The sequence below is a fragment of the Enterobacter sp. ECC-249 genome, assembly GCF_043965265.1.
GTDB lineage: Bacteria > Pseudomonadota > Gammaproteobacteria > Enterobacterales > Enterobacteriaceae > Enterobacter > Enterobacter quasiroggenkampii.
In genome coordinates, this window is the sequence record NZ_CP143660.1 from 1026263 (window position 1) to 1052231 (window position 25969).

General features: G+C 57.5%; 25 protein-coding genes. 19 read left to right on the forward strand and 6 right to left on the reverse strand.

Annotated features, from left to right (window positions below; all coding sequences use genetic code 11):
- Positions 1 to 239: 239 nt before the first annotated feature.
- Entirely contained in the window at positions 240 to 881 is a 642-nt protein-coding gene (msrA, locus tag V1587_RS04965; RefSeq protein ID WP_371899591.1) for a peptide-methionine (S)-S-oxide reductase MsrA, read from the reverse strand.
- Positions 882 to 1105: 224 nt separating this feature from the next.
- Here msrA and tamA point away from each other — a divergent pair, with 224 nt between their 5' ends.
- From tamA to V1587_RS04980, 3 genes are read left to right on the forward strand one after another with little or no spacing between them, the layout of a single operon-like run.
- Entirely contained in the window at positions 1106 to 2839 is a 1734-nt protein-coding gene (gene tamA / locus V1587_RS04970) for an autotransporter assembly complex protein TamA (RefSeq protein WP_371899590.1), read from the forward strand.
- Entirely contained in the window at positions 2836 to 6612 is a 3777-nt protein-coding gene (gene tamB / locus V1587_RS04975) for an autotransporter assembly complex protein TamB (RefSeq protein ID WP_371899589.1), read from the forward strand. Before tamA ends, tamB begins: the two co-directional genes overlap by 4 nt.
- 2 nt (positions 6613 to 6614) lie before the next feature.
- On the forward strand, positions 6615 to 6959 hold the full coding sequence (locus V1587_RS04980) for a gamma-glutamylcyclotransferase (protein ID WP_014830431.1): 345 nt from the start codon (positions 6615 to 6617) through the stop codon (positions 6957 to 6959).
- Between the two features lie 135 nt (positions 6960 to 7094).
- On the opposite strand, the gene ppa is transcribed toward V1587_RS04980, so the two are convergent.
- Entirely contained in the window at positions 7095 to 7625 is a 531-nt protein-coding gene (ppa, locus tag V1587_RS04985) for an inorganic diphosphatase (protein ID WP_010427397.1), read from the reverse strand.
- A gap of 309 nt (positions 7626 to 7934) precedes the next feature.
- Between ppa and ytfQ the strand changes: the two genes are divergently transcribed.
- The 5 genes from ytfQ to V1587_RS05010 all read left to right on the forward strand — a co-directional run bounded on the left by ytfQ (position 7935) and on the right by V1587_RS05010 (position 14212).
- Positions 7935 to 8891 carry a galactofuranose ABC transporter substrate-binding protein YtfQ gene (ytfQ, locus tag V1587_RS04990; protein ID WP_014882271.1) on the forward strand — a complete coding sequence of 319 codons (957 nt, stop codon included), beginning with the start codon at positions 7935 to 7937 and terminating at the stop codon, positions 8889 to 8891.
- Between the two features lie 129 nt (positions 8892 to 9020).
- A complete protein-coding gene (gene ytfR, locus V1587_RS04995) occupies positions 9021 to 10523 on the forward strand; it encodes a galactofuranose ABC transporter, ATP-binding protein YtfR (protein WP_371899588.1) in 1503 nt (500 codons plus the stop codon).
- A gap of 10 nt (positions 10524 to 10533) precedes the next feature.
- Positions 10534 to 11559 carry a galactofuranose ABC transporter, ATP-binding protein YtfT gene (gene ytfT / locus V1587_RS05000; RefSeq protein ID WP_024907286.1) on the forward strand — a complete coding sequence of 342 codons (1026 nt, stop codon included), beginning with the start codon at positions 10534 to 10536 and terminating at the stop codon, positions 11557 to 11559.
- Positions 11546 to 12547: a galactofuranose ABC transporter, permease protein YjfF gene (yjfF, locus tag V1587_RS05005; protein WP_023293434.1), complete on the forward strand. Its 1002-nt coding sequence runs from the start codon at positions 11546 to 11548 to the stop codon at positions 12545 to 12547. Before ytfT ends, yjfF begins: the two co-directional genes overlap by 14 nt.
- Before the next feature lie 93 nt (positions 12548 to 12640).
- Positions 12641 to 14212, forward strand: coding sequence for a methyl-accepting chemotaxis protein (locus tag V1587_RS05010; RefSeq protein ID WP_371899587.1), 1572 nt, complete (start codon positions 12641 to 12643; stop codon positions 14210 to 14212).
- Here the strand turns inward: V1587_RS05010 and V1587_RS05015 are convergent.
- Positions 14184 to 14540, reverse strand: a complete 357-nt coding sequence (locus V1587_RS05015) for a LysR family transcriptional regulator (RefSeq protein WP_371899586.1) — start codon at positions 14538 to 14540, stop codon at positions 14184 to 14186. The two genes, V1587_RS05010 and V1587_RS05015, sit on opposite strands and share 29 nt — an antisense overlap.
- Before the next feature lie 150 nt (positions 14541 to 14690).
- Positions 14691 to 15689: a class 1 fructose-bisphosphatase gene (fbp, locus tag V1587_RS05020; RefSeq protein WP_008501416.1), complete on the reverse strand. Its 999-nt coding sequence runs from the start codon at positions 15687 to 15689 to the stop codon at positions 14691 to 14693.
- Between the two features lie 197 nt (positions 15690 to 15886).
- On the opposite strand from fbp, the gene mpl reads away from it, so the two are divergent.
- Entirely contained in the window at positions 15887 to 17266 is a 1380-nt protein-coding gene (mpl, locus tag V1587_RS05025; RefSeq protein ID WP_371899585.1) for a UDP-N-acetylmuramate:L-alanyl-gamma-D-glutamyl-meso-diaminopimelate ligase, read from the forward strand.
- 78 nt (positions 17267 to 17344) lie between these two features.
- Here the strand turns inward: mpl and yjgA are convergent, their stop codons facing one another.
- Complete coding sequence (gene yjgA / locus V1587_RS05030) at positions 17345 to 17896, reverse strand: ribosome biogenesis factor YjgA (RefSeq protein WP_371899584.1); 552 nt, start codon at positions 17894 to 17896, stop codon at positions 17345 to 17347.
- Between the two features lie 95 nt (positions 17897 to 17991).
- On the opposite strand from yjgA, the gene pmbA reads away from it, so the two are divergent.
- A complete protein-coding gene (gene pmbA / locus V1587_RS05035) occupies positions 17992 to 19344 on the forward strand; it encodes a metalloprotease PmbA (RefSeq protein ID WP_045402321.1) in 1353 nt (450 codons plus the stop codon).
- A 41-nt stretch (positions 19345 to 19385) separates the two neighbouring features.
- Positions 19386 to 19772, forward strand: a complete 387-nt coding sequence (gene cybC / locus V1587_RS05040) for a cytochrome b562 (RefSeq protein ID WP_371899583.1) — start codon at positions 19386 to 19388, stop codon at positions 19770 to 19772.
- A gap of 69 nt (positions 19773 to 19841) precedes the next feature.
- Here the strand turns inward: cybC and V1587_RS05045 are convergent, their stop codons facing one another.
- On the reverse strand, positions 19842 to 19997 hold the full coding sequence (locus tag V1587_RS05045) for a Hok/Gef family protein (protein WP_104949538.1): 156 nt from the start codon (positions 19995 to 19997) through the stop codon (positions 19842 to 19844).
- Between the two features lie 418 nt (positions 19998 to 20415).
- Between V1587_RS05045 and V1587_RS05050 the strand changes: the two genes are divergently transcribed.
- From V1587_RS05050 to V1587_RS05085, 8 genes are read left to right on the forward strand one after another with little or no spacing between them, the layout of a single operon-like run.
- Complete coding sequence (locus tag V1587_RS05050; RefSeq protein WP_115876605.1) at positions 20416 to 20754, forward strand: glycine dehydrogenase; 339 nt, start codon at positions 20416 to 20418, stop codon at positions 20752 to 20754.
- 10 nt (positions 20755 to 20764) lie between these two features.
- The gene (locus V1587_RS05055; RefSeq protein WP_023293430.1) at positions 20765 to 21127 is read left to right on the forward strand and encodes an SFCGS family glycine-rich protein; all 363 of its coding nucleotides are present in this window, start codon (positions 20765 to 20767) and stop codon (positions 21125 to 21127) included.
- A gap of 2 nt (positions 21128 to 21129) precedes the next feature.
- On the forward strand, positions 21130 to 21429 hold the full coding sequence (locus V1587_RS05060) for a DUF4312 family protein (protein ID WP_006810338.1): 300 nt from the start codon (positions 21130 to 21132) through the stop codon (positions 21427 to 21429).
- Positions 21430 to 21451: 22 nt separating this feature from the next.
- Entirely contained in the window at positions 21452 to 22228 is a 777-nt protein-coding gene (locus tag V1587_RS05065) for a DUF4311 domain-containing protein (protein WP_024907277.1), read from the forward strand.
- Between the two features lie 13 nt (positions 22229 to 22241).
- Positions 22242 to 22883 carry a DUF4310 family protein gene (locus V1587_RS05070; protein WP_023310183.1) on the forward strand — a complete coding sequence of 214 codons (642 nt, stop codon included), beginning with the start codon at positions 22242 to 22244 and terminating at the stop codon, positions 22881 to 22883.
- A gap of 42 nt (positions 22884 to 22925) precedes the next feature.
- A complete protein-coding gene (locus V1587_RS05075) occupies positions 22926 to 24059 on the forward strand; it encodes an amidohydrolase/deacetylase family metallohydrolase (protein WP_371899582.1) in 1134 nt (377 codons plus the stop codon).
- Positions 24043 to 25161 (forward strand): DgaE family pyridoxal phosphate-dependent ammonia lyase, encoded by a 1119-nt coding sequence (locus V1587_RS05080; RefSeq protein WP_371899581.1) that lies wholly within the window; start codon positions 24043 to 24045, stop codon positions 25159 to 25161. The genes V1587_RS05075 and V1587_RS05080 overlap by 17 nt, the downstream gene beginning before the upstream one ends.
- A complete protein-coding gene (locus V1587_RS05085) occupies positions 25158 to 25898 on the forward strand; it encodes a KDGP aldolase family protein (RefSeq protein ID WP_121424888.1) in 741 nt (246 codons plus the stop codon). The genes V1587_RS05080 and V1587_RS05085 overlap by 4 nt, the downstream gene beginning before the upstream one ends.
- The last annotated feature ends 71 nt before the right edge of the window (positions 25899 to 25969 follow it).

Consider the following 25969-nt stretch of genomic DNA (forward strand, 5'->3'; position numbering starts at 1 on the left):
CGCCAGATCCTCAGAAGGGGAGTTGATACCATTTGTGTGAAAACACATTGAACGTCAGCTCGTAGCGTTGAGCCGATTATTTCAGCGGGTAGTATAGCGTAAAGAGATGTAAATCTGCCAGAGGTCACATTTTTGGCGAAAGTGCCTGAGGGGAGCGTCCGGGGAGTGGTTGTTACGTTATGAGACAACGCTGTCGCCTCTTTGAGCGCCACGCGGCTCGCGTGGCGCTGGATCGGTGATCAGGCCAGCTGTGGCGGCAGGCAAACGCCGATGCCCCCAATGCCGCAGTAGCCGTACGGGTTTTTATGCAGATACTGCTGGTGGTCGTCCTCGGCATAGTAGAACGGTTTCGCGGTGGTGATTTCCGTCGTTACCTCGCGCGTATCGCCCGCTTCACGCATGGCCTGCTGGAAACGCTCAAGGCTGGCGCGCGCGGCGGCATCCTGCTCAGGCGTGAGCGGATAAATAGCCGAGCGGTACTGGGTGCCGTGGTCATTGCCCTGACGCATGCCCTGCGCCGGGTCGTGGTTCTCCCAGAAGACCTGCAGGAGCTGTTCGTAGCTGATTACCGCAGGGTCATAGACCACGCGTACCGCTTCCGCATGCCCGGTTTCGCCGGAGCAGACTTCGCGATAGGTAGGATTCGGCGTATAACCGCCCGTGTAGCCGGCCGCCGTACTATAAACGCCGGGCAACTGCCAGAAGAGGCGCTCAACGCCCCAGAAACAGCCCATAGCGAACAGGGCGATTTCCATGCCATCCGGCACGTTGGTCATGGAATGGCCATTGACTGCGTGTAAGGTCGCCACAGGCATAGGGGTGTTGCGTCCCGGTAATGCATCAGCTTGTGAAACCAGATGCTTTTTGTCGAATAAACTCACGATGGGGCCTCCCGGGGTGCGATGTTTCAGTTAAGGTTGTCACGAAGCGTTTAATTGAACACAATAAATGCGCTGAATGAGACTAGATTTAATCATAAGAAATATTTGGGTGTTACACCCATTTTCAACCCGCGATTCGGGTTTTTGGCCAACAGGCCGTATTTTGCCGCGGAGCGGCACTTCATTTGCTTCCAGGGTGGAAACAGGGATATTCAGGAGAAAACGTGACAAAAATCCGCCAGTTATGTTTGGTCAGTGTGTTGCTGACAAGCGGGATTGCCAGCGCGGCGAATGTCCGTTTGCAGGTTGAGGGGTTATCCGGGGCGCTGGAAAAAAACGTGCGTGCGCAGCTATCGACCATCCAGAGTGATGAGGTGACGCCGGACCGGCGTTTTCGCGCGCGCGTCGATGACGCCATCCGTGAAGGTCTAAAAGCGCTTGGGTATTACGAACCCACCATTGATTTCGATCTCCGTCCGCCGCCAAAGAAGGGGCGCCAGGTTCTTATTGCCCGCGTTTCGCCGGGCGAACCGGTACTGATTGGCGGTACGAACGTCATCCTGCGCGGCGGGGCGCGTACCGACCGGGATTACCTGGATCTGCTCAGCACGCGGCCGAAAGTCGGCACCGTGCTTAATCACGGCGACTACGACCATTTCAAAAAAGAGCTGACCAGCGTTTCCCTGCGTAAGGGCTACTTCGACAGCCAGTTCAATAAAAGCCAGCTGGGCATTGCGCTGGATCGACGTCAGGCCTTCTGGGATATCGACTACGACAGCGGGGAACGCTACCGCTTTGGCGATGTGACATTTGAAGGTTCGCAAATTCGCGAAGAGTACCTGCAAAACCTCGTGCCGTTCAAAAAAGGGGATTACTACCAGTCGAGGGACCTGGCGGAACTGAACCGTCGTCTTTCCGCTACCGGCTGGTTTAACTCCGTGGTTGTCGCGCCGGAATTTGATAAGTCTCGCAAAACCAAGGTGTTGCCGCTGCATGGCGTTGTCTCGCCGCGCACCGAGAACACCATTGAGACCGGTGTTGGCTACTCGACGGATGTCGGACCACGCGTGAAAACCTCGTGGAAAAAACCGTGGATGAACTCGTACGGCCACAGCCTGACCACCAGCCTGAGCCTCTCTGCGCCCGAACAGCAGCTGGATTTCAGCTACAAAATGCCGCTGCTGAAAAATCCGCTTGAGCAATATTACCTTCTGCAGGGCGGTTTTAAGCGCACCGATTTGAACGACACCAAGCAGGACTCTACGACGCTTGCCGTCTCCCGCTTCTGGGATCTCTCCAGCGGCTGGCAGCGCGCCATTAACCTGCGCTGGAGCCTGGACCACTTTACCCAGGCCAACGTCACCAATACCACCATGCTGCTTTATCCGGGAGTGATGATCAGCCGCACCCGCTCGCGTGGGGGCCTGATGCCGACATGGGGCGACTCGCAGCGCTACTCCATCGATTATTCCAACTCCGCCTGGGGCTCCGACGTAGATTTCTCCGTCATTCAGGCGCAAAACGTCTGGATCCGCACGCTGTATGACAAACACCGCTTTGTGATGCGCGGCAATCTCGGCTGGATTGAAACGGGAGACTTCGAGCGCGTTCCGCCGGATCTGCGCTTCTTTGCCGGGGGCGACCGCAGCATTCGTGGGTATAAGTACAAATCGATCTCACCTGAGAACGAAAAGGGCCAGCTAACCGGTGCGTCCAAACTGGCAACGGGATCGCTGGAGTACCAGTACAACGTCAGCGGAAAGTGGTGGGGCGCCATGTTTGTTGACGGCGGTGAAGCGGTGAACGATATCCGCCGCAGCGACTTCAAAACGGGCGCGGGCGTGGGCGTACGCTGGCAGTCACCCGTCGGGCCCATCAAGCTCGACTTCGCCGTGCCTGTCGGCGACAAAGATGAACACGGATTACAGTTTTACATCGGTCTGGGGCCTGAATTATGAGTTTATGGAAGAAAATAAGCCTCGGGGTGCTGATTTTTATCGTGCTGCTGCTCGGTACGGTGGCGTTTCTGGTGGGAACGACGACCGGGCTGCATCTGCTGTTTAACGCCGCGAACCGCTGGGTGCCGGGGCTGGAGATTGGTCAGGTAACGGGCGGCTGGCGCGATCTGCGTCTGAAGAACATCCGCTACGAGCAGCCGGGCGTGGCGGTGAACGCCGGGGAGTTTCATCTCGCGGTGAAGCTGGGCTGTCTGCGTGACAGCAAGCTCTGCGTCAACGATCTGTCGCTTAAAGACGTTAACGTGGCGATAGATTCGAAAAAAATGCCGAAGTCTGCGCCGGTCGAGGAAGAGGACAGCGGCCCGCTGAATCTCTCCACGCCGTACCCGATCGCGCTCTATCGGGTGGCGCTCGATAACGTCAATATCAAAATCGACGACACCACCGTGTCCGTGATGGATTTCACCTCCGGCCTGCGCTGGCAGGAGAAAAACCTCACCCTGACGCCAACGTCCCTGCAGGGCTTGCTGATCGCGCTGCCGAAAGTGGCCGACGTAGCGCAGGAAGAGATCGTCGAGCCGAAGATTCAGAACCCGCAGCCGGAAGAAAAGCCGCTGGGCGAAACGCTGAAAGATCTCTTCTCGAAGCCTGTGCTGCCGGAAATGACCGACGTTCATCTGCCGCTGAACCTTAACATTGAGGAGTTCAAAGGCGAGCAGCTGCGCCTGACCGGCGATACCGATCTGACGGTCTACACTATGCTGCTGAAAGTCAGCAGCATTGACGGCAACATGAAGCTCGACGCGCTGGATATCGACACCAATCAGGGCTCGGTGAATGCGTCGGGTAATGCGCTGCTGCGCGATAACTGGCCGGTGGATATCACCCTCAACAGCGCGCTTAACATCGATCCGCTGAAAGGCGAAAAGGTGAAGGTCAAAGTAGGCGGGGCGCTGCGCGATAAGCTGGATGTCGGCGTGAATCTCTCCGGCCCGGTGGATATGGCCCTGCGTGCGCAAACCCAGCTGGCGGAAGCCGGGCTGCCGATCAATCTTGAGGTTGTCAGCAAGCAGCTTTCCTGGCCGTTCACCGGCGAAAAGCAGTTCCAGGCCGATGACCTGAAGCTAAAGCTGAGCGGCAAGATGACCGACTATACGCTCTCGTTCCGCACCGCGGTGAAGGGGCAGGGCGTACCGCCCGCGAACATCACCCTGGATGCGAAGGGCAACGAACAGCAGGTCAATCTCGACAAGCTGACCGTCGCGGCGCTGGAGGGCAAAACCGAGCTGACCGCGCTGCTCGACTGGCAGCAGGCGATCAGCTGGCGCGGCGAGCTGAAGCTGAAGGGCATTAACACCGCCAAAGAAGTGCCGGACTGGCCGTCGAAGCTGGATGGCCTGATCAAAACGCGCGGTAGCCTGTACGGCGGTACGTGGCAGATGGACGTGCCGGAAATTAAGCTCACCGGGAACGTGAAGCAGAACAAGGTTAATGTTGAAGGCTCAGTGAAAGGCAACAGCTATCTGCAGTGGGTTATCCCCGGCCTGCACGTGGCGCTGGGCCGCAACACGGCGGATATCAAAGGCGAGCTGGGGGTGAAAGATCTCAATCTGGATGCCACCATCGACGCGCCGAATCTCGACAACGCCCTGCCGGGGCTTGGCGGTACGGCGAAAGGACTCGTGAAGGTGCGCGGCACGGTAGACGCGCCGCAGCTGCTGGCGGATATCACCGCCAATAACCTGCGCTGGCAGGAACTGAGCGTTGCCCGCGTTCGCGTGGAAGGGGATGTGAAATCCACCGACCAGATCGGCGGTAACCTGAACCTGCGCGTGGAGCGCATTTCTCAGCCGGACGTGAACATCAGCCTGGTCACCCTGGACGCGAAAGGGAACGAGAAGCAGCACGACCTGCAGCTACGGGTGCAGGGCGAGCCGGTCTCCGGCCAGCTGCACCTGACCGGCAGCTTCGACCGCAAAGAGGAGCGCTGGAAAGGGACGCTGGATAACACCCGCTTCAATACGCCTGTCGGGCCGCTGGCGCTGTCGCGCTCCATCGCACTGGATTACCGCAACGCCGAGCAGAAGATCAGCATTGGGCCGCACTGCTGGACCAACCCGAATGCGGAACTGTGCGTGCCGCAAACCATCGATGCGGGCGCGGAAGGGCGCGCGCAGATCAACCTCAACCGCTTCGATCTGGCGATGCTGAAGCCGTTTATGCCGGATACCACCCAGGCCAGCGGCGTCTTCAGCGGGAAAGCTGATGTCGCCTGGGACACCACCAAAGAGGGGCTGCCGCAGGGCAGCGTCACGCTGTCCGGGCGTAACGTGAAGGTGACGCAGGAGGTGAATGACGCGCCGCTGCCGGTGGCCTTCGACACTCTGAACCTGAGCGCGGATCTGCATAACAACCGTGCGGAGTTGGGGTGGCTGATTCGCCTCACCAATAACGGTCAGCTGGACGGGCAGGTACAGATTACCGATCCGCAGGGACGGCGTAATCTGGGCGGCAACGTCAACATCCGTAACTTCAACCTGGCGATGGTGAACCCGATTTTCGCACGCGGGGAAAAAGCCGAGGGCATGGTGAATGCCAACCTGCGCCTGGCCGGCAACGCGCAAAGCCCTCAGCTGTTCGGCCAGCTGCGCCTCAGCGGCGTGGATATTGACGGCAACTTCATGCCGTTTGACATGCAGCCCAGCCAGATCGCCATGAACTTCAACGGCATGAGCTCAACGCTAAGTGGCTCGGTGCTGACGCAGCAAGGGCAAATCAACCTGAGCGGCGACGCGGACTGGAGCCAGCTCGACAACTGGCGCGCCCGTATTGCCGCGAAGGGCAGTAAGGTGCGCATCACCGTACCGCCGATGGTGCGTCTGGACGTCTCGCCTGATGTGGTCTTTGAGGCCACGCCAAGCCTCTTTACGCTTGATGGTCGCGTCGACGTGCCGTGGGCGCGCATCGTGGTTCACGATGTGCCGGAAAGTGCGGTCGGCGTCTCAAGTGATGAAGTTATGCTCAATGAAAATCTGAAACCTGTTGAACAGAAGAGCGCTGGCATACCGATTAATAGTAACCTTACCGTGCACGTGGGGAATAACGTGCGGTTGGATGCGTTTGGGCTGAAGGCGAGGCTTACGGGCGACCTGAAGGTGGCGCAGGATAAACAAGGTCTTGGCCTGAACGGGCAAATTAATATTCCTGAAGGACGTTTCCACGCCTATGGTCAGGATCTGATTGTCCGTAAAGGCGAGCTGCTGTTCTCCGGTCCACCCGATCAACCCCTGTTGAACATCGAAGCGATTCGTAACCCGGAAGCGACGGAAGACAACGTCATAGCTGGCGTTCGCGTCACTGGTTCTGCTGACGAACCTAAGGCGGAGATCTTCTCTGACCCGGCGATGTCGCAGCAGGAAGCCCTCTCTTATCTGCTGCGTGGACAAGGTCTGAGCAGCGGTCAGAGTGACAGCGCGGCGATGACCTCCATGTTAGTGGGTCTGGGGGTTGCACAAAGTGGGCAGGTTGTGGGTAAAATCGGCGAGACGTTCGGCGTAAGCAATCTGGCGCTGGACACCGAGGGCGTGGGTGACTCCTCGCAGGTGGTGGTCAGCGGTTATGTACTGCCGGGTCTGCAGGTAAAATATGGTGTGGGGATCTTTGACTCACTGGCAACACTCACGTTACGCTATCGCCTGATGCCTAAGCTATATCTGGAAGCAGTGTCCGGCATAGACCAGGCACTTGATCTGCTCTATCAGTTTGAGTTTTAGCAATGCGAATATTTGTCTACGGCAGTTTACGAACCAAGCAAGGCAACAGTCACTGGATGACCAACGCCCTGCTGCTGGGGAATTACAATATCGAGAACTACCAGTTGTACAGCCTGGGCCACTATCCAGGCGCGGTTCCCGGCGAAGGAACAGTACAGGGTGAAGTCTATCGTATTGATAACGCGACACTTGCCGAACTTGATGCCTTGCGCACCAGGGGCGGTGAATACGCACGCCAGTTGATCCAGACGCCGTACGGAAGCGCGTGGATGTATGTCTACCAGCGTCCGGTCGAAGGGTTAACGCGGATTGTAAGCGGTAACTGGTTAGACAGAGACCAGTACTGAAAAAAAACAACGCCACCGTGAGGTGGCGTTGTTTTTTTACGCCTCTTGCCGGGTGGTGCTGCGCTTACCCGGCCTACATGTTCCAGCCACAAAAAAGCCCCGACATGCGGGGCTTTTTTTAATCAGCAGTAAGAATTACTTCTTAGCAGCGCGTTCGAAAGAGGCGATGATTTCTGCTTTCGCCGCTTCTGCGTTGTCCCAGCCGTCAACTTTAACCCACTTGCCTTTTTCGAGGTCTTTGTAGTGCTCGAAGAAGTGAGTAATCTGCGCTTTCAGCAGCTCTGGCAGGTCGTTCACATCTTTGATGTGATCGTACTCTTTGCTCAGCTTGGTGTGCGGTACCGCAACCAGCTTCGCATCTTCACCGGATTCGTCGGTCATTTTCAGCACGCCAACTGGACGGCAGCGAATGACGGAGCCTGGCTCCAGCGGGTATGGCGTTGGGACCAGCACGTCAACCGGGTCACCGTCCAGAGACAGGGTGTGGTTGATGTAACCGTAGTTGCACGGGTAGAACATCGCGGTAGACATGAAACGGTCTACGAACAGGGCGCCGCTCTCTTTGTCCACTTCGTATTTGATCGGATCTGCGTTAGCCGGGATTTCGATAACTACGTAGATGTCTTCTGGCAGTTCTTTACCCGCTGGGACGTTGAGTAAGCTCATGTCGGTGTCCTTTAAAATGGATGGTAAACAAGTGGCAGGTATTATAGCCAACTCGCGCTGAATGTCTCCGCCTGTTTTCGCCTTCTCTCCACGTTCTTCCCACTTTTCAGACCGTTTCCATGACAGAAAAATCCATAAACTCAGCCGCATTTTTCATGGAGAAATGAAAGCGATTACAAACTTGTGATTAACGTTTTATTCACTTTTCTGAAGTGTGATGTAACGCAATTCGTTACATATTTCATGGGCTATAGTCATTCCGCAGAACATCTTTTAACCAACAATAACTCACCCTACGAGGACGTTCATATGTGGAAGCGCTTACTCCTGGTCACAGCAGTTTCGGCAGCCATGTCGTCTATGGCGATGGCCGCTCCCTTAACCGTAGGTTTTTCGCAGGTCGGCTCTGAATCTGGCTGGCGAGCGGCAGAAACCAACGTAGCGAAAAGCGAAGCTCAGAAACGCGGCATTACCCTGAAAATCGCCGATGGTCAGCAAAAACAAGAGAATCAGATCAAAGCCGTGCGCTCCTTTATCGCCCAGGGCGTGGATGCCATCTTTATTGCCCCCGTCGTGGCGACCGGCTGGGAACCCGTCCTGAAGGAAGCGAAAGACGCTGAGATTCCGGTCTTCCTGCTCGATCGTTCCATCGACGTCAAAGACAAATCTCTCTATATGACCACCGTGACGGCCAACAACGTGCTGGAAGGGCAATTGATTGGCGACTGGCTGGTGAAACAGGTCGACGGCAAGCCGTGTAACGTTGTTGAGCTGCAGGGTACCGTTGGGGCGAGCGTGGCCATCGACCGTAAAAAAGGCTTTGCTGAAGCCATCGCTAAAGCGCCAAACATCAAGATTATCCGCTCTCAGTCCGGCGACTTTACCCGCAGCAAAGGTAAAGAGGTCATGGAGAGCTTCATTAAGGCTGAAAACAACGGCAAGAACATCTGCATGGTTTACGCCCACAACGATGACATGGTGATCGGTGCGATTCAGGCCATTAAAGAAGCGGGCCTGAAGCCGGGCAAAGATATCCTCACCGGCTCTATCGACGGCGTGCCTGACATCTACAAAGCGATGATCGACGGAGAAGCCAACGCCAGCGTGGAGCTGACGCCAAACATGGCGGGTCCGGCATTCGACGCGCTGGAGAAATTCAAGAAAGACGGCACGATGCCGGAGAAAGTGACGGTCACCAAATCCACGCTCTACCTGCCTGACACGGCGAAAGAAGAGTTAGAGAAGAAGAAAAATATGGGCTATTAAGCACGCCCCTCACCCCAGCCCTCTCCCCGGAGGGGAGAGGGAGAAAGGCAGGGCGGAGTTGGATATTTACAATTGGCACGATCAATCCCCTCTCCCCTCCGGGGAGAGGGCCAGGGTGAGGGGGAAACCATGACCACTGAACAACACCAGGAAATCCTCCGCACAGAGGGCTTGAGTAAATTCTTTCCCGGCGTAAAGGCGCTGGATAACGTTGATTTCAGCCTGCGGCGCGGGGAGATCATGGCGCTGCTGGGGGAGAACGGCGCGGGAAAATCGACGCTGATTAAGACCCTGACCGGCGTGTATCACGCCGATCGCGGCACTATCTGGCTGGAAGGCAACGCAATTTCGCCAAAAAACACCGCCCATGCCCAGCAGCTGGGGATCGGGACGGTCTATCAGGAAGTGAACCTGCTGCCGAATATGTCGGTGGCGGATAACCTGTTTATTGGCCGTGAGCCACGCCGTTTTGGCCTGCTGCGCCGCAAAGAGATGGAGGCGCGGGCGACAAAGCTGATGGAATCCTACGGCTTCTCCCTCGACGTCCGCGAGCCGCTGAACCGCTTTTCCGTGGCGATGCAGCAGATCGTCGCCATTTGTCGCGCGATCGATCTCTCCGCGAAGGTACTCATCCTCGACGAACCCACCGCCAGCCTCGATACCCAGGAGGTGGAAATGCTCTTTACCCTGATGCGCCAGCTGCGCGATCAGGGCGTCAGCCTGATCTTTGTTACCCACTTCCTCGATCAGGTATATGAGGTAAGCGATCGCATTACGGTGCTGCGCAACGGCAGCTTTGTCGGCTGCCGTGAAACCCGCGAGCTGCCGCAGATCGAGCTGGTCAAAATGATGCTGGGCCGCGAGCTGGAAACTAACGCCCTCCAGCGCGCGGGCCGCACGCTGCTGAGCGAGAAGCCGGTCGCCGCGTTCAGCGATTACGGCAAGAAAGGGGTGATCTCGCCGTTTAACCTTGAGGTGCGCCCGGGCGAAATTGTCGGGCTGGCAGGCCTGCTGGGATCGGGTCGAACCGAGACCGCCGAGGTGATATTCGGGATCAAGCCGGCCGACAGCGGCAGCGCGCTGATCAAGGGCAAACCGCAAACCCTGCGATCGCCGCATCAGGCCTCCTGTCTTGGCGTCGGCTTCTGCCCGGAAGACCGGAAAACGGACGGTATTATTGCCGCCGCCTCGGTGCGCGAAAATATCATTCTGGCGCTACAGGCCCAGCGCGGCTGGCTGCGGCCGATCCCCCGTAAAGAGCAAAACGCCATCGCCGAGCGCTTTATCCGCCAGCTCGGCATCCGCACCCCGAGCGCGGAACAGCCCATTGAATTTCTCTCCGGAGGTAACCAGCAAAAAGTGCTGCTGTCGCGCTGGCTGCTGACCAAACCCCAGTTCCTGATCCTCGACGAACCGACCCGCGGCATTGACGTGGGGGCGCACGCCGAAATTATCCGGCTTATCGAAACCCTGTGTGCGGACGGCCTGGCGCTGCTGGTGATTTCGTCCGAGCTGGAAGAGCTGGTGGGCTATGCCGATCGCGTCATCATCATGCGCGATCGCAAGCAGGTGGCAGAGATCCCGCTGGATAAGCTGTCCGTTCCGGCGATCATGAATGCCATCGCGGCATAAGGAGTGAATCGTGATGCCCCGTTCGCTTTCGCAAACCGGTGAGTCAAAGCGCCGCTTCAGCTGGCCAACCGGCACGCCGCAAATCGCGGCGCTGCTGGTGGTTCTGCTGGTGGATAGCCTGGTCGCGCCGCATTTCTTCCAGATCATCGTGCAGGATGGCCGCCTGTTTGGCAGCCCGATAGACATTTTAAACCGTGCCGCGCCCGTGGCGCTGCTGGCCATCGGGATGACGCTGGTCATCGCAACCGGTGGGATTGACCTCTCCGTCGGCGCGGTGATGGCTATCGCCGGGGCTACGGCCGCCTCCATGACCGTGGCCGGACATAGCCTGCCGGTGATCCTGCTGGCAGCCTTAGGCACCGGCGTGCTGGCCGGATTATGGAACGGTATTCTGGTGGCGGTGCTGAAAATTCAGCCCTTTGTCGCCACCCTTATCTTAATGGTGGCCGGGCGCGGCGTGGCGCAGCTGATTACCTCCGGCCAGATTGTTACCTTCAACTCACCGAGCCTGGCGTGGCTCGGTAGCGGCAACCTTCTGTTCTTCCCGACGCCGGTGATTATTGCCCTGGTCACGCTCGTTGTCTTCTGGCTCTTCACCCGCAAAACGGCGCTCGGCATGTTTATTGAAGCGGTGGGGATCAACATCCGCGCCGCGCGCAACGCCGGGGTCAACACGCGGCTGATGGTGATGCTGACCTACGTGCTGAGCGGCGTTTGCGCCGCCATTGCCGGGGTCATCGTTGCGGCGGATATTCGCGGAGCCGACGCCAATAACGCCGGGCTCTGGCTGGAGCTGGACGCCATCCTGGCGGTGGTCATCGGCGGTGGATCGCTAATGGGCGGGCGCTTTAACCTGCTGCTCTCGGTGATCGGCGCACTGATCATTCAGGGCATGAACACCGGGATCCTGCTTTCGGGATTCCAGCCGGAACTCAACCAGGTGGTGAAAGCGGTGGTCGTGCTCTGCGTGCTGATCGTCCAGTCGCCGCGCTTTGTCAGCATCATTAAGGGGATCCGTGGCCATGATAAAACGTAATTTGCCGTTGATGATCACGCTGGGCGTGTTTGTGCTGGGGTATCTCTACTGTCTGACGCAGTTTCCGGGGTTTGCCTCGACGCGCGTGATTTGCAATATTCTGACCGATAACGCCTTTTTAGGCATCATCGCCGTCGGGATGACCTTTGTGATCCTCTCCGGCGGGATCGACCTCTCCGTCGGCTCGGTGATCGCGTTTACGGGCGTGTTCCTCGCGAAGGCGATCGGCTTCTGGGGCATCTCACCGCTGGTGGCGTTTCCGCTGGTGCTGGCGATGGGCTGCGCGTTTGGCGCCTTTATGGGACTGCTGATCGACGCGTTAAAAATTCCGGCGTTTATTATTACCCTCGCGGGAATGTTCTTCCTCCGTGGGGTGAGCTATCTGGTTTCGGAAGAGTCGATCCCGATTAACCATCCGGTGTACGACACGCTCTCCAGCCTGGCGTGGAAAATTCCCGGCGGCGGTCGTCTGAGCGCGATGGGGCTGCTGATGCTGGGGGTGGTAGTGATTGGCATTTTTCTCGCCCATCGTACCCGGTTTGGCAATCAGGTTTACGCCATCGGCGGTAACGCCACGTCGGCAAACCTGATGGGGATCTCCACCCGCAGCACCACCATCCGCATCTATATGCTCTCGACAGGCCTGGCGACGCTGGCGGGTATCGTCTTCTCGGTATACACCCAGGCGGGCTATGCCCTTGCAGGCGTGGGCGTTGAGCTGGATGCGATTGCTTCTGTGGTTATCGGCGGTACGCTGCTCAGCGGCGGGGTGGGTACGGTGCTGGGGACGCTGTTCGGCGTAGCGATCCAGGGGCTGATACAAACCTATATCAACTTTGACGGCACGCTCAGCTCCTGGTGGACAAAGATCGCCATCGGCATTCTGCTGTTTATTTTTATTGCCCTGCAGCGTGGTCTGACGGTGCTGTGGGAGAACCGTCAAAGCTCGCCTGTTACCCGCGTAAACACATCGGTAACAGAGCGATAACACGCTGAATTTGCTTAAAGTCTAAACATTTTCCGGTAGCGGCCGATACTCTTTTTTTATGCCCAGAAATATCTCGCTACCGGAAATAATATCATGCTTAAAACGCTATCGATTCGTACCGGCTTGCTCTCTTTACTGGCCGTTATGACCCTTCTGCTGCTGATTGTCAGCGGCATTGGCATTTATGCCCTCACACAGAGTTCTTCTTCGCTGCAGCGGATTAATCACCTTCAGGGTGAGCAGATGGTGCAGCTTAATTCAGGCTATACGCTGATCCTGCGCGCGCGCAATGAGGCAGGCCAGGCCGTCCGCATGATGGAAATCGGCATGCTGGACGATGCGGCCAGGGCGGTAAAAAACATCAATCAGGAAGTTGCCCTGGCTCAGAAAACGCTGAAAGGCGTGATCGACGGCGGCGTGGCTGACGAGCAGGGGCAACAGCTGCTCGACAAAGTGTCAGCCAGCCTGGCGACATATAACCAGCAGGGGATCAACCCGATGCTGAAAACCCTCAATGACCAGAGCGCCGACGGGTATTACGATCTGCTGGAGAAGACGCTGATCCCGGTGGCGAAGCAGTTTGATAACGATATGCAGGCGTTTCAGAAGTGGAGCGAAGCGCGTGGTCAGGCGGAAGTGAGCGCCGTGCAGGCGAGCAAAACCCGCGTCCTGATCCTGATTATCGTCGCCGCGCTGCTGACGGCGGGCATTATCGTACTCGCCTGGCTGGTGCTGCGCCATATGCTGCTCAAGCCGCTCTCGGCCTCCATTGCTCAACTGGAGAACGTGGCGGCCGGGGATTTAACCCACACGCCTAATGCTCCCGCGAGCCAGGAGTTTAACCGCCTTAACGCGGTGATAGAGGAGATGCGACAGTCGCTGATGAACTCGGTTGTGCGGGTACGCGATGCCAGCGCGCAAATTGACACCGGTAGCCGCGAGCTGACGCTGGGAAACCGCGATCTTGCCGAGCGTACGGAATCCACCGCCACGTCGCTTGAGCAGACGGCGGCCAGCATGGAACAGATCACCGCGACGGTGAAGCTCAATGCCGATAATGCCGAGCAGGCGCACCAGCTGGCGAAGTCGGTGTCCGACACGGCCGATCACGGCAGCGAAATGGTCTGCTACGTGATTGAAAAAATGCGCGATATCTCCGGCAGCTCGGCGCGTATCGCCGACATCCTGAGCGTGATCGACGGCATTGCCTTCCAGACCAATATTCTGGCGCTAAACGCCTCCGTGGAAGCGGCGCGCGCGGGCGAGCAGGGGCGCGGGTTTGCCGTCGTTGCGGGCGAGGTGCGAAACCTTGCCAGCCGCAGCGCCGACGCGGCGAAAGAGATCCGCTCGCTTATCAGTGATTCGCAAACCCACGTTAACGAGGGCAGCGAGCTGGCCCAGCAGGCTGGCGAAACGATGGATGAGATCGCAACAGAAGTGCTGCGCATGACCAAACTGATGCGAGAGATTGCCACCGCGTCTCAGGAGCAGAGCCGCGGCATTGAGCAGGTGAATATTGCGGTGAATCAGATGGACGAAACCGCCCAGCAGAATGCGGCACTGGTGCAGCAATCCTCCGCCGCGACCCGCTCCCTTGAGGAGCAGTCGCGTCAGCTGATGGAAGCTATGTCATCATTCAAAGTGACGACTCAGACCGCTGCATAATATTAACCAGCCCCGGTACGTTCTGTGCCGGGGTATTATTTCTCCCGGAATTAACTGCCGCAATATTATCGTGAATTTCGCCCATTAATATTTCCAGTGAGCTGGTTAAGGCTAACGCTTTTTCCGTCGGTTCAAGATATAAACCTTTACGGAAAAATAACGGCTCATCAAACAGTTGGTTAAAACGCTTTAAGGCCAGACTCACCGCCGGACGTGACATATCAAGACGCAAAGAGGCTTTTGCCATGCTGCCGCAGCGGACGATTTCAATAAATACAGGGATAAGATTTAAATCAATGCCGGTATTAGCACGGGAATAATTTTTCATTGCGATTCTGCTCCACGAAATATCTGTCAAACTGTTATGGAAATAATGCAGGAGCAGTGGTGAATATTAAAGCATGTTTTTTATAAACACTTATACGGTAAAATATATAAATGACCAGGGGAGCCAGAACGGCCCCCCTGTAGAGAGGTATTACGCGTCCGGATACTCACGGATAAAACGTTCAACGTCTTCAACCATGTGGTTGTTGCCGACGAAGAATGAACGGCGCTGGTGAAGGCTTTCCGGCACGATCTCCAGAATACGCTCTTTACCGTCGCTCGCCTTGCCGCCCGCCTGTTCGGCCAGGAACGCCATCGGGTTGCATTCGTACAGCAGACGCAGTTTCCCGTCCGGGTGGCTGGCGGTGCTTGGGTAGAGGTAGATACCGCCTTTCAGCAGGTTGCGGTGGAAATCCGCTACCAGAGAGCCAATATAGCGGGACGTGTACGGGCGCTGGGTCGCTTTATCTTCTTCCTGGCAGAATTTAATGTACTTCTTCACGCCGTTCGGGAATCGGATGTAGTTGCCTTCGTTGATGGAATAAGTGTTGCCCTTCTCCGGGAAGCGCATGCGCTCCTGGCTCAGACAGAAAACGCCCAGTGAAGGATCGTACGTAAAGGCGTGAACCCCGCATCCGGTGGTATACACCAGCATGGTGGAGGAACCATAAACGACGTAACCGGCAGCAACCTGGTTAATGCCCGGCTGCAGGAAATCTTCTTCGGTTACCGGCGTGCCAACAGGCGTGACGCGGCGGTAGATGGAGAAAATGGTACCAACAGAAACGTTAACGTCGATGTTGGAGGAGCCGTCGAGCGGATCCATCAGAACAACGTATTTAGCGTGTTCACACCCTTCGAAAACAACAATTTCATCTTCTTCTTCAGAGGCGATACCCGCAACGATGTCGCGCGCGCGCAGTGCAGCTTTCAGTTTCTCATTTGCGAACAGATCGAGCTTCTGTTGAACCTCGCCCTGAACGTTCTCGGCACCGCTGGCACCCAGGATATCGACCAGACCGGCCTTGTTGATATCGCGGTGGATGATCTTAGCGCCCAGCTTTATTGCCGACAGCAAAGCAGTGAGTTCACCGGTAGCATGAGAGAACTCGTGCTGCTTTTCGACAATAAATTCACCTAACGTTTTCATAACACTTTCCCTGCATCTTTGTGAGTAGAGCGATTGTATGTTCACTAAAACGACTAAAGCCCAACAATCTTAACAAATATTCAAATAGTAGCGCAGAGGTGAATCGCGCCAGCAGGATACGGATTTTCCTGAAATGCGTTTCACACCCGCTGACATGTGAGTAAAATGTGCGCCACATTGAAGAAGGATAGTGACGTATGCGCATTCATATATTGGGGATTTGTGGCACTTTCATGGGCGGACTGGCAATGCTGGCGCGCTCGCTGGGCCATGAGGTGACAGGTTCGGACGCCAATGTGTATCCGCCAATGAGCACACTTCTGGAGAAACAGGGCATCGCTTTAATTCAGGGCTACGATGCCAGCCAGCTGGATCCCGAGCCGGACCTGGTGATCATTGGTAACGCCATGACCCGCGGCAATCCGTGCGTCGAGGCGGTACTGGAACGCAATATTCCGTTCATGTCCGGCCCGCAGTGGCTGCATGACTTCGTCCTGCGCGACCGCTGGGTGGTTGCCGTTGCCGGTACCCATGGCAAAACCACCACCGCCGGAATGGCGACCTGGATCCTCGAAGCCTGCGGCTACAAGCCGGGCTTCGTGATTGGCGGCGTTCCGGGCAACTTCGACGTCTCTGCGCGTCTGGGTGACAGCCCGTTCTTTGTGATCGAAGCCGACGAATACGACTGTGCGTTCTTCGACAAGCGTTCTAAGTTCGTGCATTACTGCCCGCGCACGCTGATTCTCAACAACCTTGAGTTCGACCACGCGGATATCTTTGACGACCTGAAAGCGATCCAGAAACAGTTCCACCACCTGGTGCGCATTGTTCCGGGCCAGGGCCGCATCATCCTGCCGGAAAACGACATCAACCTGAAGCAGACGATGGCGATGGGATGCTGGAGCGAGCAGGAGCTGGTAGGCGAGCAGGGCCACTGGCAGGCGAAGAAACTCAACGCCGATGCCTCCGAGTGGGAAGTGCTGCTCGACGGTGAAAAAGTGGGTGAGGTGAAGTGGGGCCTGGTGGGCGAGCACAACATGCACAACGGGCTGATGGCTATTGCTGCGGCGCGTCACGTGGGCGTTCTGCCTGCGGATGCGGCCAATGCGCTGGGCTCGTTTATCAATGCCCGTCGCCGTCTGGAACTGCGCGGTGAAGCCCACGGCGTTACCGTGTATGACGATTTCGCGCACCACCCAACGGCCATTCTGGCCACGCTTGCCGCCCTGCGTGGCAAGGTCGGCGGTACCGCGCGCATTCTGGCGGTGCTGGAACCGCGTTCGAATACCATGAAGATGGGCATCTGCAAAGACGATCTGGCGCCGTCGTTAGGACGTGCTGATGAAGTCTTCCTGCTGCAGCCGCAGCATATTCCGTGGCAGGTGGCGGAAGTGGCCGATGCCTGCATTCAGCCGGCACACTGGAGTGCAGATGTGGATGCGCTCGCGGATATGGTGGTGAAAGCGGCTCAGCCTGGCGACCACATTCTGGTGATGAGCAACGGCGGGTTCGGTGGGATCCATCAGAAGCTGCTGGACGGGCTGGCGAAAAAAGCGGAAGCGGCTGCCGACGCGTAAAAAAAAAGCCCGGTGGCGCTAGCGCTTACCGGGCCTACGTTCTTTTCTCCCTCGCCCCTCCGGGGTGAGGGAAGCGGATTACTCGTCGTTCTCAGACAGCTCGCGCAGATACTGGAAAATCAGGCGCGCAGACTTCGGCGGCTTATTCCCTTCTTTCTCTTTCTTCGCGTTGCGGATCAAGGAACGCAGCTGCTGGCGGTCGGCATCCGGCCACAGGTTCAGCACTTCCGGTACGGCATCATCACCCTGTTCAATCAGGCGATCGCGGATATGCTCAAGCTTATGGAAAAACGCAACCTGCTGGTTGTGGCGGTTTTTCAGCTTGTCCAGCGCCTGGCGGATCGGATCGACATCGCGCTGACGCAGCATTTTCCCGATAAGCTGAAGCTGGCGACGACGGCCTTCTTTTTTGATTTTCTGTGCCAGTTCAATGGCATCACGCAGATCCTGGTCGAGCGGGATCTTGTCCAGCGCGTTTTTACCCAGTTCTACCATTTCCGCGCCAAGCTGTTTTAACTCTTCGGCGTCACGTTTAATTTCACTTTTACTGACCCAGATGATCTCATCATCTTCGTCTTCGATGTCATCACCGGGAACGTCGTCGAGCCAGTCTTCGGGCTGCTTAGTCATGTCAGGCTCCTTAAAAAAAGAGGCTAATGTTACCAGTTAAGACGCGCACTGAAAAACGGTTCTCTGTTAGACTTCAGTTAACTCTCTCTTACAGTATGGCATTTGCGATGAAAGTAACCTCACAAGTTGAAGCGCAGCGTAAGATTCTTGAAGAAGCCGTCTCCACCGCGCTGATGCTTGCTTCAGAAAAATCAGATGGCGCCGAAGTGGCGGTCAGCAAAACCACCGGCATCAGCGTGAGTACCCGCTATGGCGAAGTGGAGAATGTCGAATTCAACAGCGATGGCGCGCTTGGGATCACGGTGTATCACCAGAATCGCAAAGGCAGCGCGTCATCCACCGATCTCAGCCCGGATGCCATTGCCCGTACGGTGCAGGCGGCGCTGGATATCGCCCGTTATACCTCTCCGGATCCTTACGCAGGCGTGGCGGATAAAGACCTGCTGGCGTTTGATGCGCCGGATCTCGATCTTTTCCACCCGGCGGAAGTGAGCCCGGACGAAGCGATCGAGCTGGCCGCGCGCGCCGAGCAGGCTTCCCTGCAGGCCGATAAGCGCATCACCAATACCGAAGGCGGCAGCTTCAACAGCCATTATGGCATCAAAGTTTTCGGCAACAGCCACGGCATGCTGCAGGGCTACTGCTCTACCCGTCATTCGCTCTCCAGCTGCGTGATCGCCGAAGAGAACGGTGACATGGAGCGCGACTACGCCTACACCATTGGCCGCGCGCTGGGGGATTTGCAGTCTCCTGAGTGGGTGGGTAAAGAGTGTGCCGAACGCACGCTGTCTCGCCTGTCGCCGCGTAAACTCTCCACCATGAAGGCCCCGGTCATTTTTGCCAACGAAGTGGCGACCGGCCTGTTTGGCCATCTGGTGGGCGCTATCGCGGGCGGCTCCGTTTACCGTAAGTCGACCTTCCTGCTCGACTCGCTGGGCAAGCAGATCCTGCCGGAATGGCTCACCATTGAAGAACATCCGCACCTGCTGAAAGGGCTGGCCTCCACGCCGTTCGACAGCGAAGGCGTGCGCACCGAACGTCGCGATATCATCAAAGACGGTATTCTGACCCAGTGGCTGCTGACCAACTACTCCGCGCGCAAGCTGGGGCTGAAAAGCACCGGGCACGCGGGCGGTATCCACAACTGGCGCATTGCCGGGCAGGGCCTGAACTTTGAGCAGATGCTGAAAGAGATGGGCACCGGCCTGGTCGTAACGGAGCTGATGGGGCAGGGCGTAAGCGGCATCACCGGAGACTACTCTCGCGGCGCCGCGGGCTTCTGGGTGGAAAACGGCGAAATCCAGTATCCGGTAAGCGAGATTACGATTGCCGGCAACCTGAAGGACATGTGGCGCAATATTGTTACGGTCGGTAACGATATTGAAACACGTAGCAATATACAGTGTGGTTCTGTACTTCTGCCGGAAATGAAAATCGCCGGCCAGTAATACCCGTAAAGGCGTTTTAATAATAAAAAAGGAAGTGAGCAATGCGTAAACACCTGTTAGCGATCGTCGCAGCTTCAACGCTGGTTCTTGGATCTTCTGCGTTTGCTGCCGATCTTGAAGACGACATGGGCATCCTCGGTCAAAACATGAAGGTGGTGCAGAAGACGGACAATGCGGCTGAAATGAAAGACGCGCTGACCAAAATGCGTGAAGCGGCGCTGGACGCACAAAAAGCGACGCCGCCGAAGCTGGAAAGCAAAGCGGCAGACAGCGCAGAGATGAAAGACTATCGTCACGGTTTTGACGTGCTGGTCGGCCAGATCGACGGCGCGCTGAAGCTGGCAAACGAAGGCAAAGTGAAGGAAGCCCAGGCGGCGGCCGAGCAGTTTGTGACGACGCGTAACACGTATCACAAAAAGTATCGTTAATTGGGTGCCTGAGCTGTACGTCCTTCCCCGTATGCGGAGGCGCATGACGCGCCTCCGCATCCTTGCTCCCTACTTGCCGGAGCGACAATCCATCCGCGCTGTCACTTCAAGCGAGCCGTTTCGAAAACGGATCTCGCACAGTGTTTTCCTCGTCACCAGCGTTAAGATGATAATTGTCAAAGCAACAATCATCAAAACCCGGATAATTGGGGATTGGCGTTTCATGGATGCCTCCTTGCTTTAAAGCGGGCGAGGTAGCAAACATCACGTGGCTAGACGTGTCGTTTACAGCCCCGTCCTGATTTAAATTCAGGTAGGGGCTTTCCACTCTCCGTCCCAGGCCTGAGACGGTCAGTCTCAAGCACCCGCCGCCACTCTACCCAATCCCCATAAGAAAACCTTATCCACGTCACATTTCTACGAGCCTGCTCGGAATCTTTTCCACTCTGCTTACCCGTTCGTTGCCGCTTAATAGCGTGATATTCATCACGCGAATACATCGATTTATCCAGATTCGGCGCATTTATGTGGCACAGATCACTGCTGCGGCTCGCCTTTCCACTTCGAAGTGGAAAACAACTCGCTACAAACAATTTCCCCCCAACGTTAGTTTTATTCCAGAGCCATTAACGGGGTAAGACCAGTGATTAACGGAGCGGTAATGAACGACGTTGGGGAACAGGCGGAGCAAACAGAACAGCTCGCGAACACCATGCTGCAGCAGGTTTATGCCCTGCTGTCCCGGAACAACATCATCCCCAATGCGGTACAGGAGCAGATGCTCACCTCCCACGTGCGCGCCATGGCGCACCGGTCCGTGACCGGCGAGCCGCTGCCGGAGGTTGAAGCAGAGCTGTTTGACGAAATTTCACCGGATTCAATGCGGCTCGCCCGTGAAGTGGTCGCGCAGTTTGGCAACCTTCCTGATGAAGAAGCCTGGCTGCTCTCCGTTCACTTTGAAGTCGCAAAAGACAACCTTTAAGGAGCAACACATGGAACAGATTACAGTCGTGATTGGCGATCGCCTGGGTAAAGGTCAGAAAGTGGCTGCCGGTGTGGAAAAAGCAGGTGGACGCGCGGTTGTCGTACCGGGTATGGCGGCAGACATGAAGCTCGGCGACGTAATGAAAGCGGAAAACGCCACCTTCGGCATCTCCTTCTGCGGCAGCGGCGGCGCGGGTGCCATCACCGCCCAGACCAAATATGGCTACAAGGCCAAATACGGCATGCGTTCCGTGGAAGAGGGCGTGACCGCCATCAACGAAGGCTGCAACGTGCTGGGCTTTGGCTTTATGGATAAAGAAGAGCTGGGCGAGCGTCTGGTACAGGCGTGGCAGAAGAAATACGGCGCATAAGCATGAAAGAACAGTTCACAACCACGGTGAGAGTGAAGGGGAAGGGCGACGCCAAAGCGCGCGCCTTTGCCGACGCGCTCAACCACGTTCAGGCCGCGGTGATGAAAGCCTCACCGCATATCTTACTGCGTATTGAGCCACAGGATGTGCAGGTCGTTCAGGCGCAAGAAGCGGTGCGTAAAGAAGCATTTCTGTTCTTCTTTCTGCGCCGGGAAAGACGCACCTACAGCGTGGAGCTGGATGTAACCGTCAACGTGACCGCTATCAATCTTGACCAGGTGGATTTCGTCACGCAACGCTGATTATTCATAAAAGGGCAGACTGATGTTCTTAATTATATTAATAAAATCGCTCATCATTGGCGGCCTGGTTGGCGTCGGTGTCGGAGCCGGGGCTGCACGCATGTTTCATGCGCCTACCACTCAGGGTATGGGCGCGTTTCGTACGTTGGGGGAACTGAACTCCTGTGAAGGGGATCCGGCGTCCCACTTCTCCTTTGGGTTAGGTTTCTTCTTTAACGCCTGGGCCTCTTCCGTGGCCGCAGGTGCCTTCACACAGGACGTTGACCACCGCATCATCCCGAACTGGGGTGCCGCTGCACTGATGATCAAAAACCGTAACGTCGGCGAAACGCTGCATGACCCGCGCAAAATGGCGATTGCCTGCGGCCTGATCGGCATGATTGTCGTCACCTTCCTTAACCTGACCGCCTCCTCCGTTCCGGCTGCGCTTCAGGTCACCGCCGTGAAGGTGCTGGTGCCTGCGGCGAACCTGCTGGTGAACACCGTGATGCCGGTAATCTTCTGGCTGGCGGCCATCGACGCGGGTAAAAAATCAGGCTTCTGGGCCACCATTTTTGGCGGCGCGGCGCAGCTGATCATGGGCAACGCCGTACCGGGCCTGGTGCTGGGGATCCTGATCGGTAAAGGCGTGGAAGAGAGCGGCTGGAACCACGTCACCAAAGTGATGATGGCGGCTATCGTCCTGCTCTTCGTGCTGAGCGGCTTCTTCCGCGGCTTCGACATGAAGATGATCGAATCCTTCCATCTGACCGTGCCGAACTGGCTCGACATGATCCACAACTCGCTCAGCGGTAAATAACAGGAGCCTCTAAATGGAACAGAATAAAGGTTTTTGGTATGCCGACTGGTCGTTCCCGATCTTCGTTGGCCTGCTCTCCTCCGGCGTCTTCGCCGGGACGCACATGTACTACCTCTACGGCATCGGCGCGTTTAACGAAGTAGCCTTCGTGGCGATGCTGAAGGCGGGGATCGATACCGGCGTTTACGGCGCGGTCGCGGCGTTCGGCGCGAGCTTCCTGTTCGCCCGTATTATCGAAGGGTCGCTGGTCGGTATTCTCGATATCGGCGGTGCGATCCAGACCGGCGTGGGCCTCGGCGTTCCGGCGCTGCTGCTGGGCGCGGGCATCATGTTCCCGGTGACCAACTTCATTGCCGCGCTGATTACCGGCCTGGTGATTGGCCTGGCAATTGGCTACGTCATCATCCTGGCGCGTAAGTTCACCATCAACCAGAGCAACTCCACCTACGGTGCAGACGTGATGATGGGGGCGGGCAATGCCTCAGGCCGCTTCCTCGGGCCGTTGATTATCCTCAGCGCCATGACCGCATCCATCCCAATCGGCGTCGGTTCCCTGCTGGGTGCGCTGGTGTTCTACATCTGGCAGAAGCCGATCACCGGTGGCGCCATTCTCGGCGCAATGCTGTTGGGCTGGCTGTTCCCGGTCGCCCTTTAATACCCGCGGGCGCTCAGGCGCCCGCCTTATCAGGAGATCCTCATGTTTGATTTACTCCTGCGCCGTGCGCGCCTTGCCGACGATACCCTGACCGATATCGCCATTCAGGACGGGAAGATCGCGGCGCTGGGCGACATTGACGCCCCCGCGCATAAAACGGTTGAGCTGAACGGCGACGTGTTCGTCAGCGCAGGCTGGATTGACTCCCACGTTCACTGCTACCCGAATTCCCCGATTTACCACGACGAGCCGGACAGCGTGGGCATTGCCACCGGCGTCACCTCCGTGGTGGACGCGGGCAGCACCGGCGCCGACGACGTGGACGATTTCTACGAAATCACCCGCAGGGCCTCCACTGAGGTCTTTGCCCTGCTGAACATCTCCCGCGTGGGGCTGATCGCCCAAAACGAACTAGCCAATATGGCGAATATTGACGCCGACGCGGTGAAGCAGGCGGTGAAGCGCCACCCTGATTTTATCGTCGGCCTGAAGGCGCGCATGAGCAGCAGCGTGGTCGGTGAAAACGGCATCACGCCGCTGGAGCGCGCCAAGGCCATTCAGAAAGAGAACGGCGACCTGCCGCTGATGGTGCACATTGGCAACAACCCGCCGAACCTCGACGAAATTGCCGAGCTGCTGAGCTCCGGCGACATTATCACCCACTGCTACAACGGCAAGCCCAACCGGATTCTGACGCCCTCGGGCGAGCTGCGCGCCTCCATTTCCTCCGCCCTGAAGCGCGGCGTGCGCCTGGACGTGGGGCACGGCACGGCGAGCTTTAGCTTTGAGGTGGCAAAACGCGCCATCGCGATGGGCATCCTGCCGCACACCATCAGCTCTGACATCTACTGCCGCAATCGCATCAACGGCCCGGTGGGCTCGCTGGCGAGCGTGATGTCGAAATTCCTCGCCATCGGCATGTCGCTGCCGCAGGTGATTGACTGCGTGACCGCGAACGCCGCCGACGGCCTGCGCCTGGCGCGCAAAGGCCGCATCCAGCCGGGTCTCGACGCCGATCTGACGCTATTCACGATTAAACGTCAGCCGACGGTGCTGACGGATGCCGAAAACGACAGCCTGCAGGCTGAACACATTCTGGTGCCGCTTGCCGCGATCCGCGCGGGCAAGGGCTACATGACCGAACAAGGGAGCACGGAACATGCCTTCGATTTATGAGAAGTACAACTTAAAGCAGGTTATCAACACCTCTGGCCGCATGACGGCGCTGGGCGTCTCCACCCCGCGCCCGGAGGTGGTGCAGGCGGCGATGGACGGCATGAATCACTATTTCGAGATGAAGGATCTGGTCAATAAAACCGGGGAATACATCGCGAAGCTGCTGGACGTGGAAGGGGCGACGGTTGTCTCCTGCGCGTCGGCGGGCATCGCCCAGTCCGTGGCGGCGGTGCTGGTTAAAGACAGCGACTGGCTGCTGGAAAACCTGCACGTGACCCCGATTGAGAACAACGAAATCGTCCTGCCGAAAGGCCACAACGTGAACTTTGGCGCACCGGTGGGCACGATGGTGGCGCTGGGCGGCGGCAGGCTGGTGGAGGCGGGCTACGCCAACGAATGTTCCGCCGATCAGCTGGCGGCGGCGATCACCCCGCGCACGGCGGCGATCCTCTATATCAAATCGCACCACTGCGTGCAGAAAAGCATGCTCAGCGTCGAGCAGGCGGCGGTTGTTGCGCGTAAACACGACTTGCCGCTCATCGTTGATGCCGCGGCGGAAGAAGATCTGCATGTTTACTACCGCTCCGGCGCGGACCTGGTGATCTACAGCGGCGCGAAGGCGATCGAAGGCCCAACCAGCGGGCTGGTGATCGGCAAAACCCAGTACGTTGAGTGGGTCAAACGCCAGACGGCGGGCATTGGCCGTGCCATGAAGGTGGGTAAAGAGGGCATTCTTGGCCTGACCTGCGCCATCGAACACTATCTGACGGCCACCAAAGAGAGTGGCGCCGAGATGGTGGCGAAAATGACGCCGTTTATCGAGGCGCTCAACACCCTGAACGGTGTGACCGCGCGCGTGGTCTGGGACAGCGCCGGACGCGACATCGCCCGCACCGAGATTAAATTTGACGAAGCCACCACCGGCGTCGGCACGGGTGACCTGGTGGCGAAGCTGAAGCAGGGCGAATACGCCATTTACTTCCGTGGCTACAAGGCCAACGAAGGGATTATCGAGGCGGACGTGCGCAGCGTGAATGCTGACCAGCTAAACATCGTGTACCGCCGCATTAGCGAAGTATTAGGACAGGAGAAAAATGCATGAAACTGACCCCCAACTTTTACCGTGACCGCGTCTGTCTGAACGTGCTGGCAGGGTCGAAGGCCAACGCCAGCGCCATCTACGAGGCGGCGGAAGGTCACGTGCTGGTGGGCGTGCTCTCCAAAAATTACCCTGACGTGGCGAGCGCCGTTGCCGATATGCGCGAGTACGCGGCGCTGATTGATAACGCGCTCTCCGTAGGCCTCGGCGCGGGGGATCCGAACCAGTCGGCGATGGTGAGCGAGATCTCCCGTCAGGTGCAGCCGCAGCACGTTAACCAGGTCTTTACCGGCGTCGCCACCAGCCGCGCGCTGCTGGGGCAGAACGACTCTGTGGTCAACGGTCTGGTCTCCCCGACCGGCACCGTCGGGATGGTCAAAATCTCCACCGGCCCGCTGAGCAGCAACGCGCCTGACGGCATCGTACCGGTTGAAACCGCGATTGCTCTGCTGAAAGATTTCGGCGGCAGCTCTATCAAATACTTCCCGATGGGCGGCCTGAAGTGCCGTGACGAGTACAAAGCGGTGGCGGAAGCCTGCGCCCGTCACGACTTCTGGCTGGAGCCGACCGGAGGTATCGATCTGGAAAACTATGAGGAGATCCTGCAGATCGCCCTCGACGCGGGCGTGAGCAAAATCATCCCGCATATCTACAGCTCGATTATCGACAAAGCCAGCGGTGATACGCGTCCGGAAGATGTGCGTACCCTGCTGGCGATGACGAAGAAGCTGGTGAAGTAGCAAAAACAATACCCCTCATCCTAACCCTCTCCCCATAGGGGAGAGGGAACGATTACACCCTCGCCCCTTTG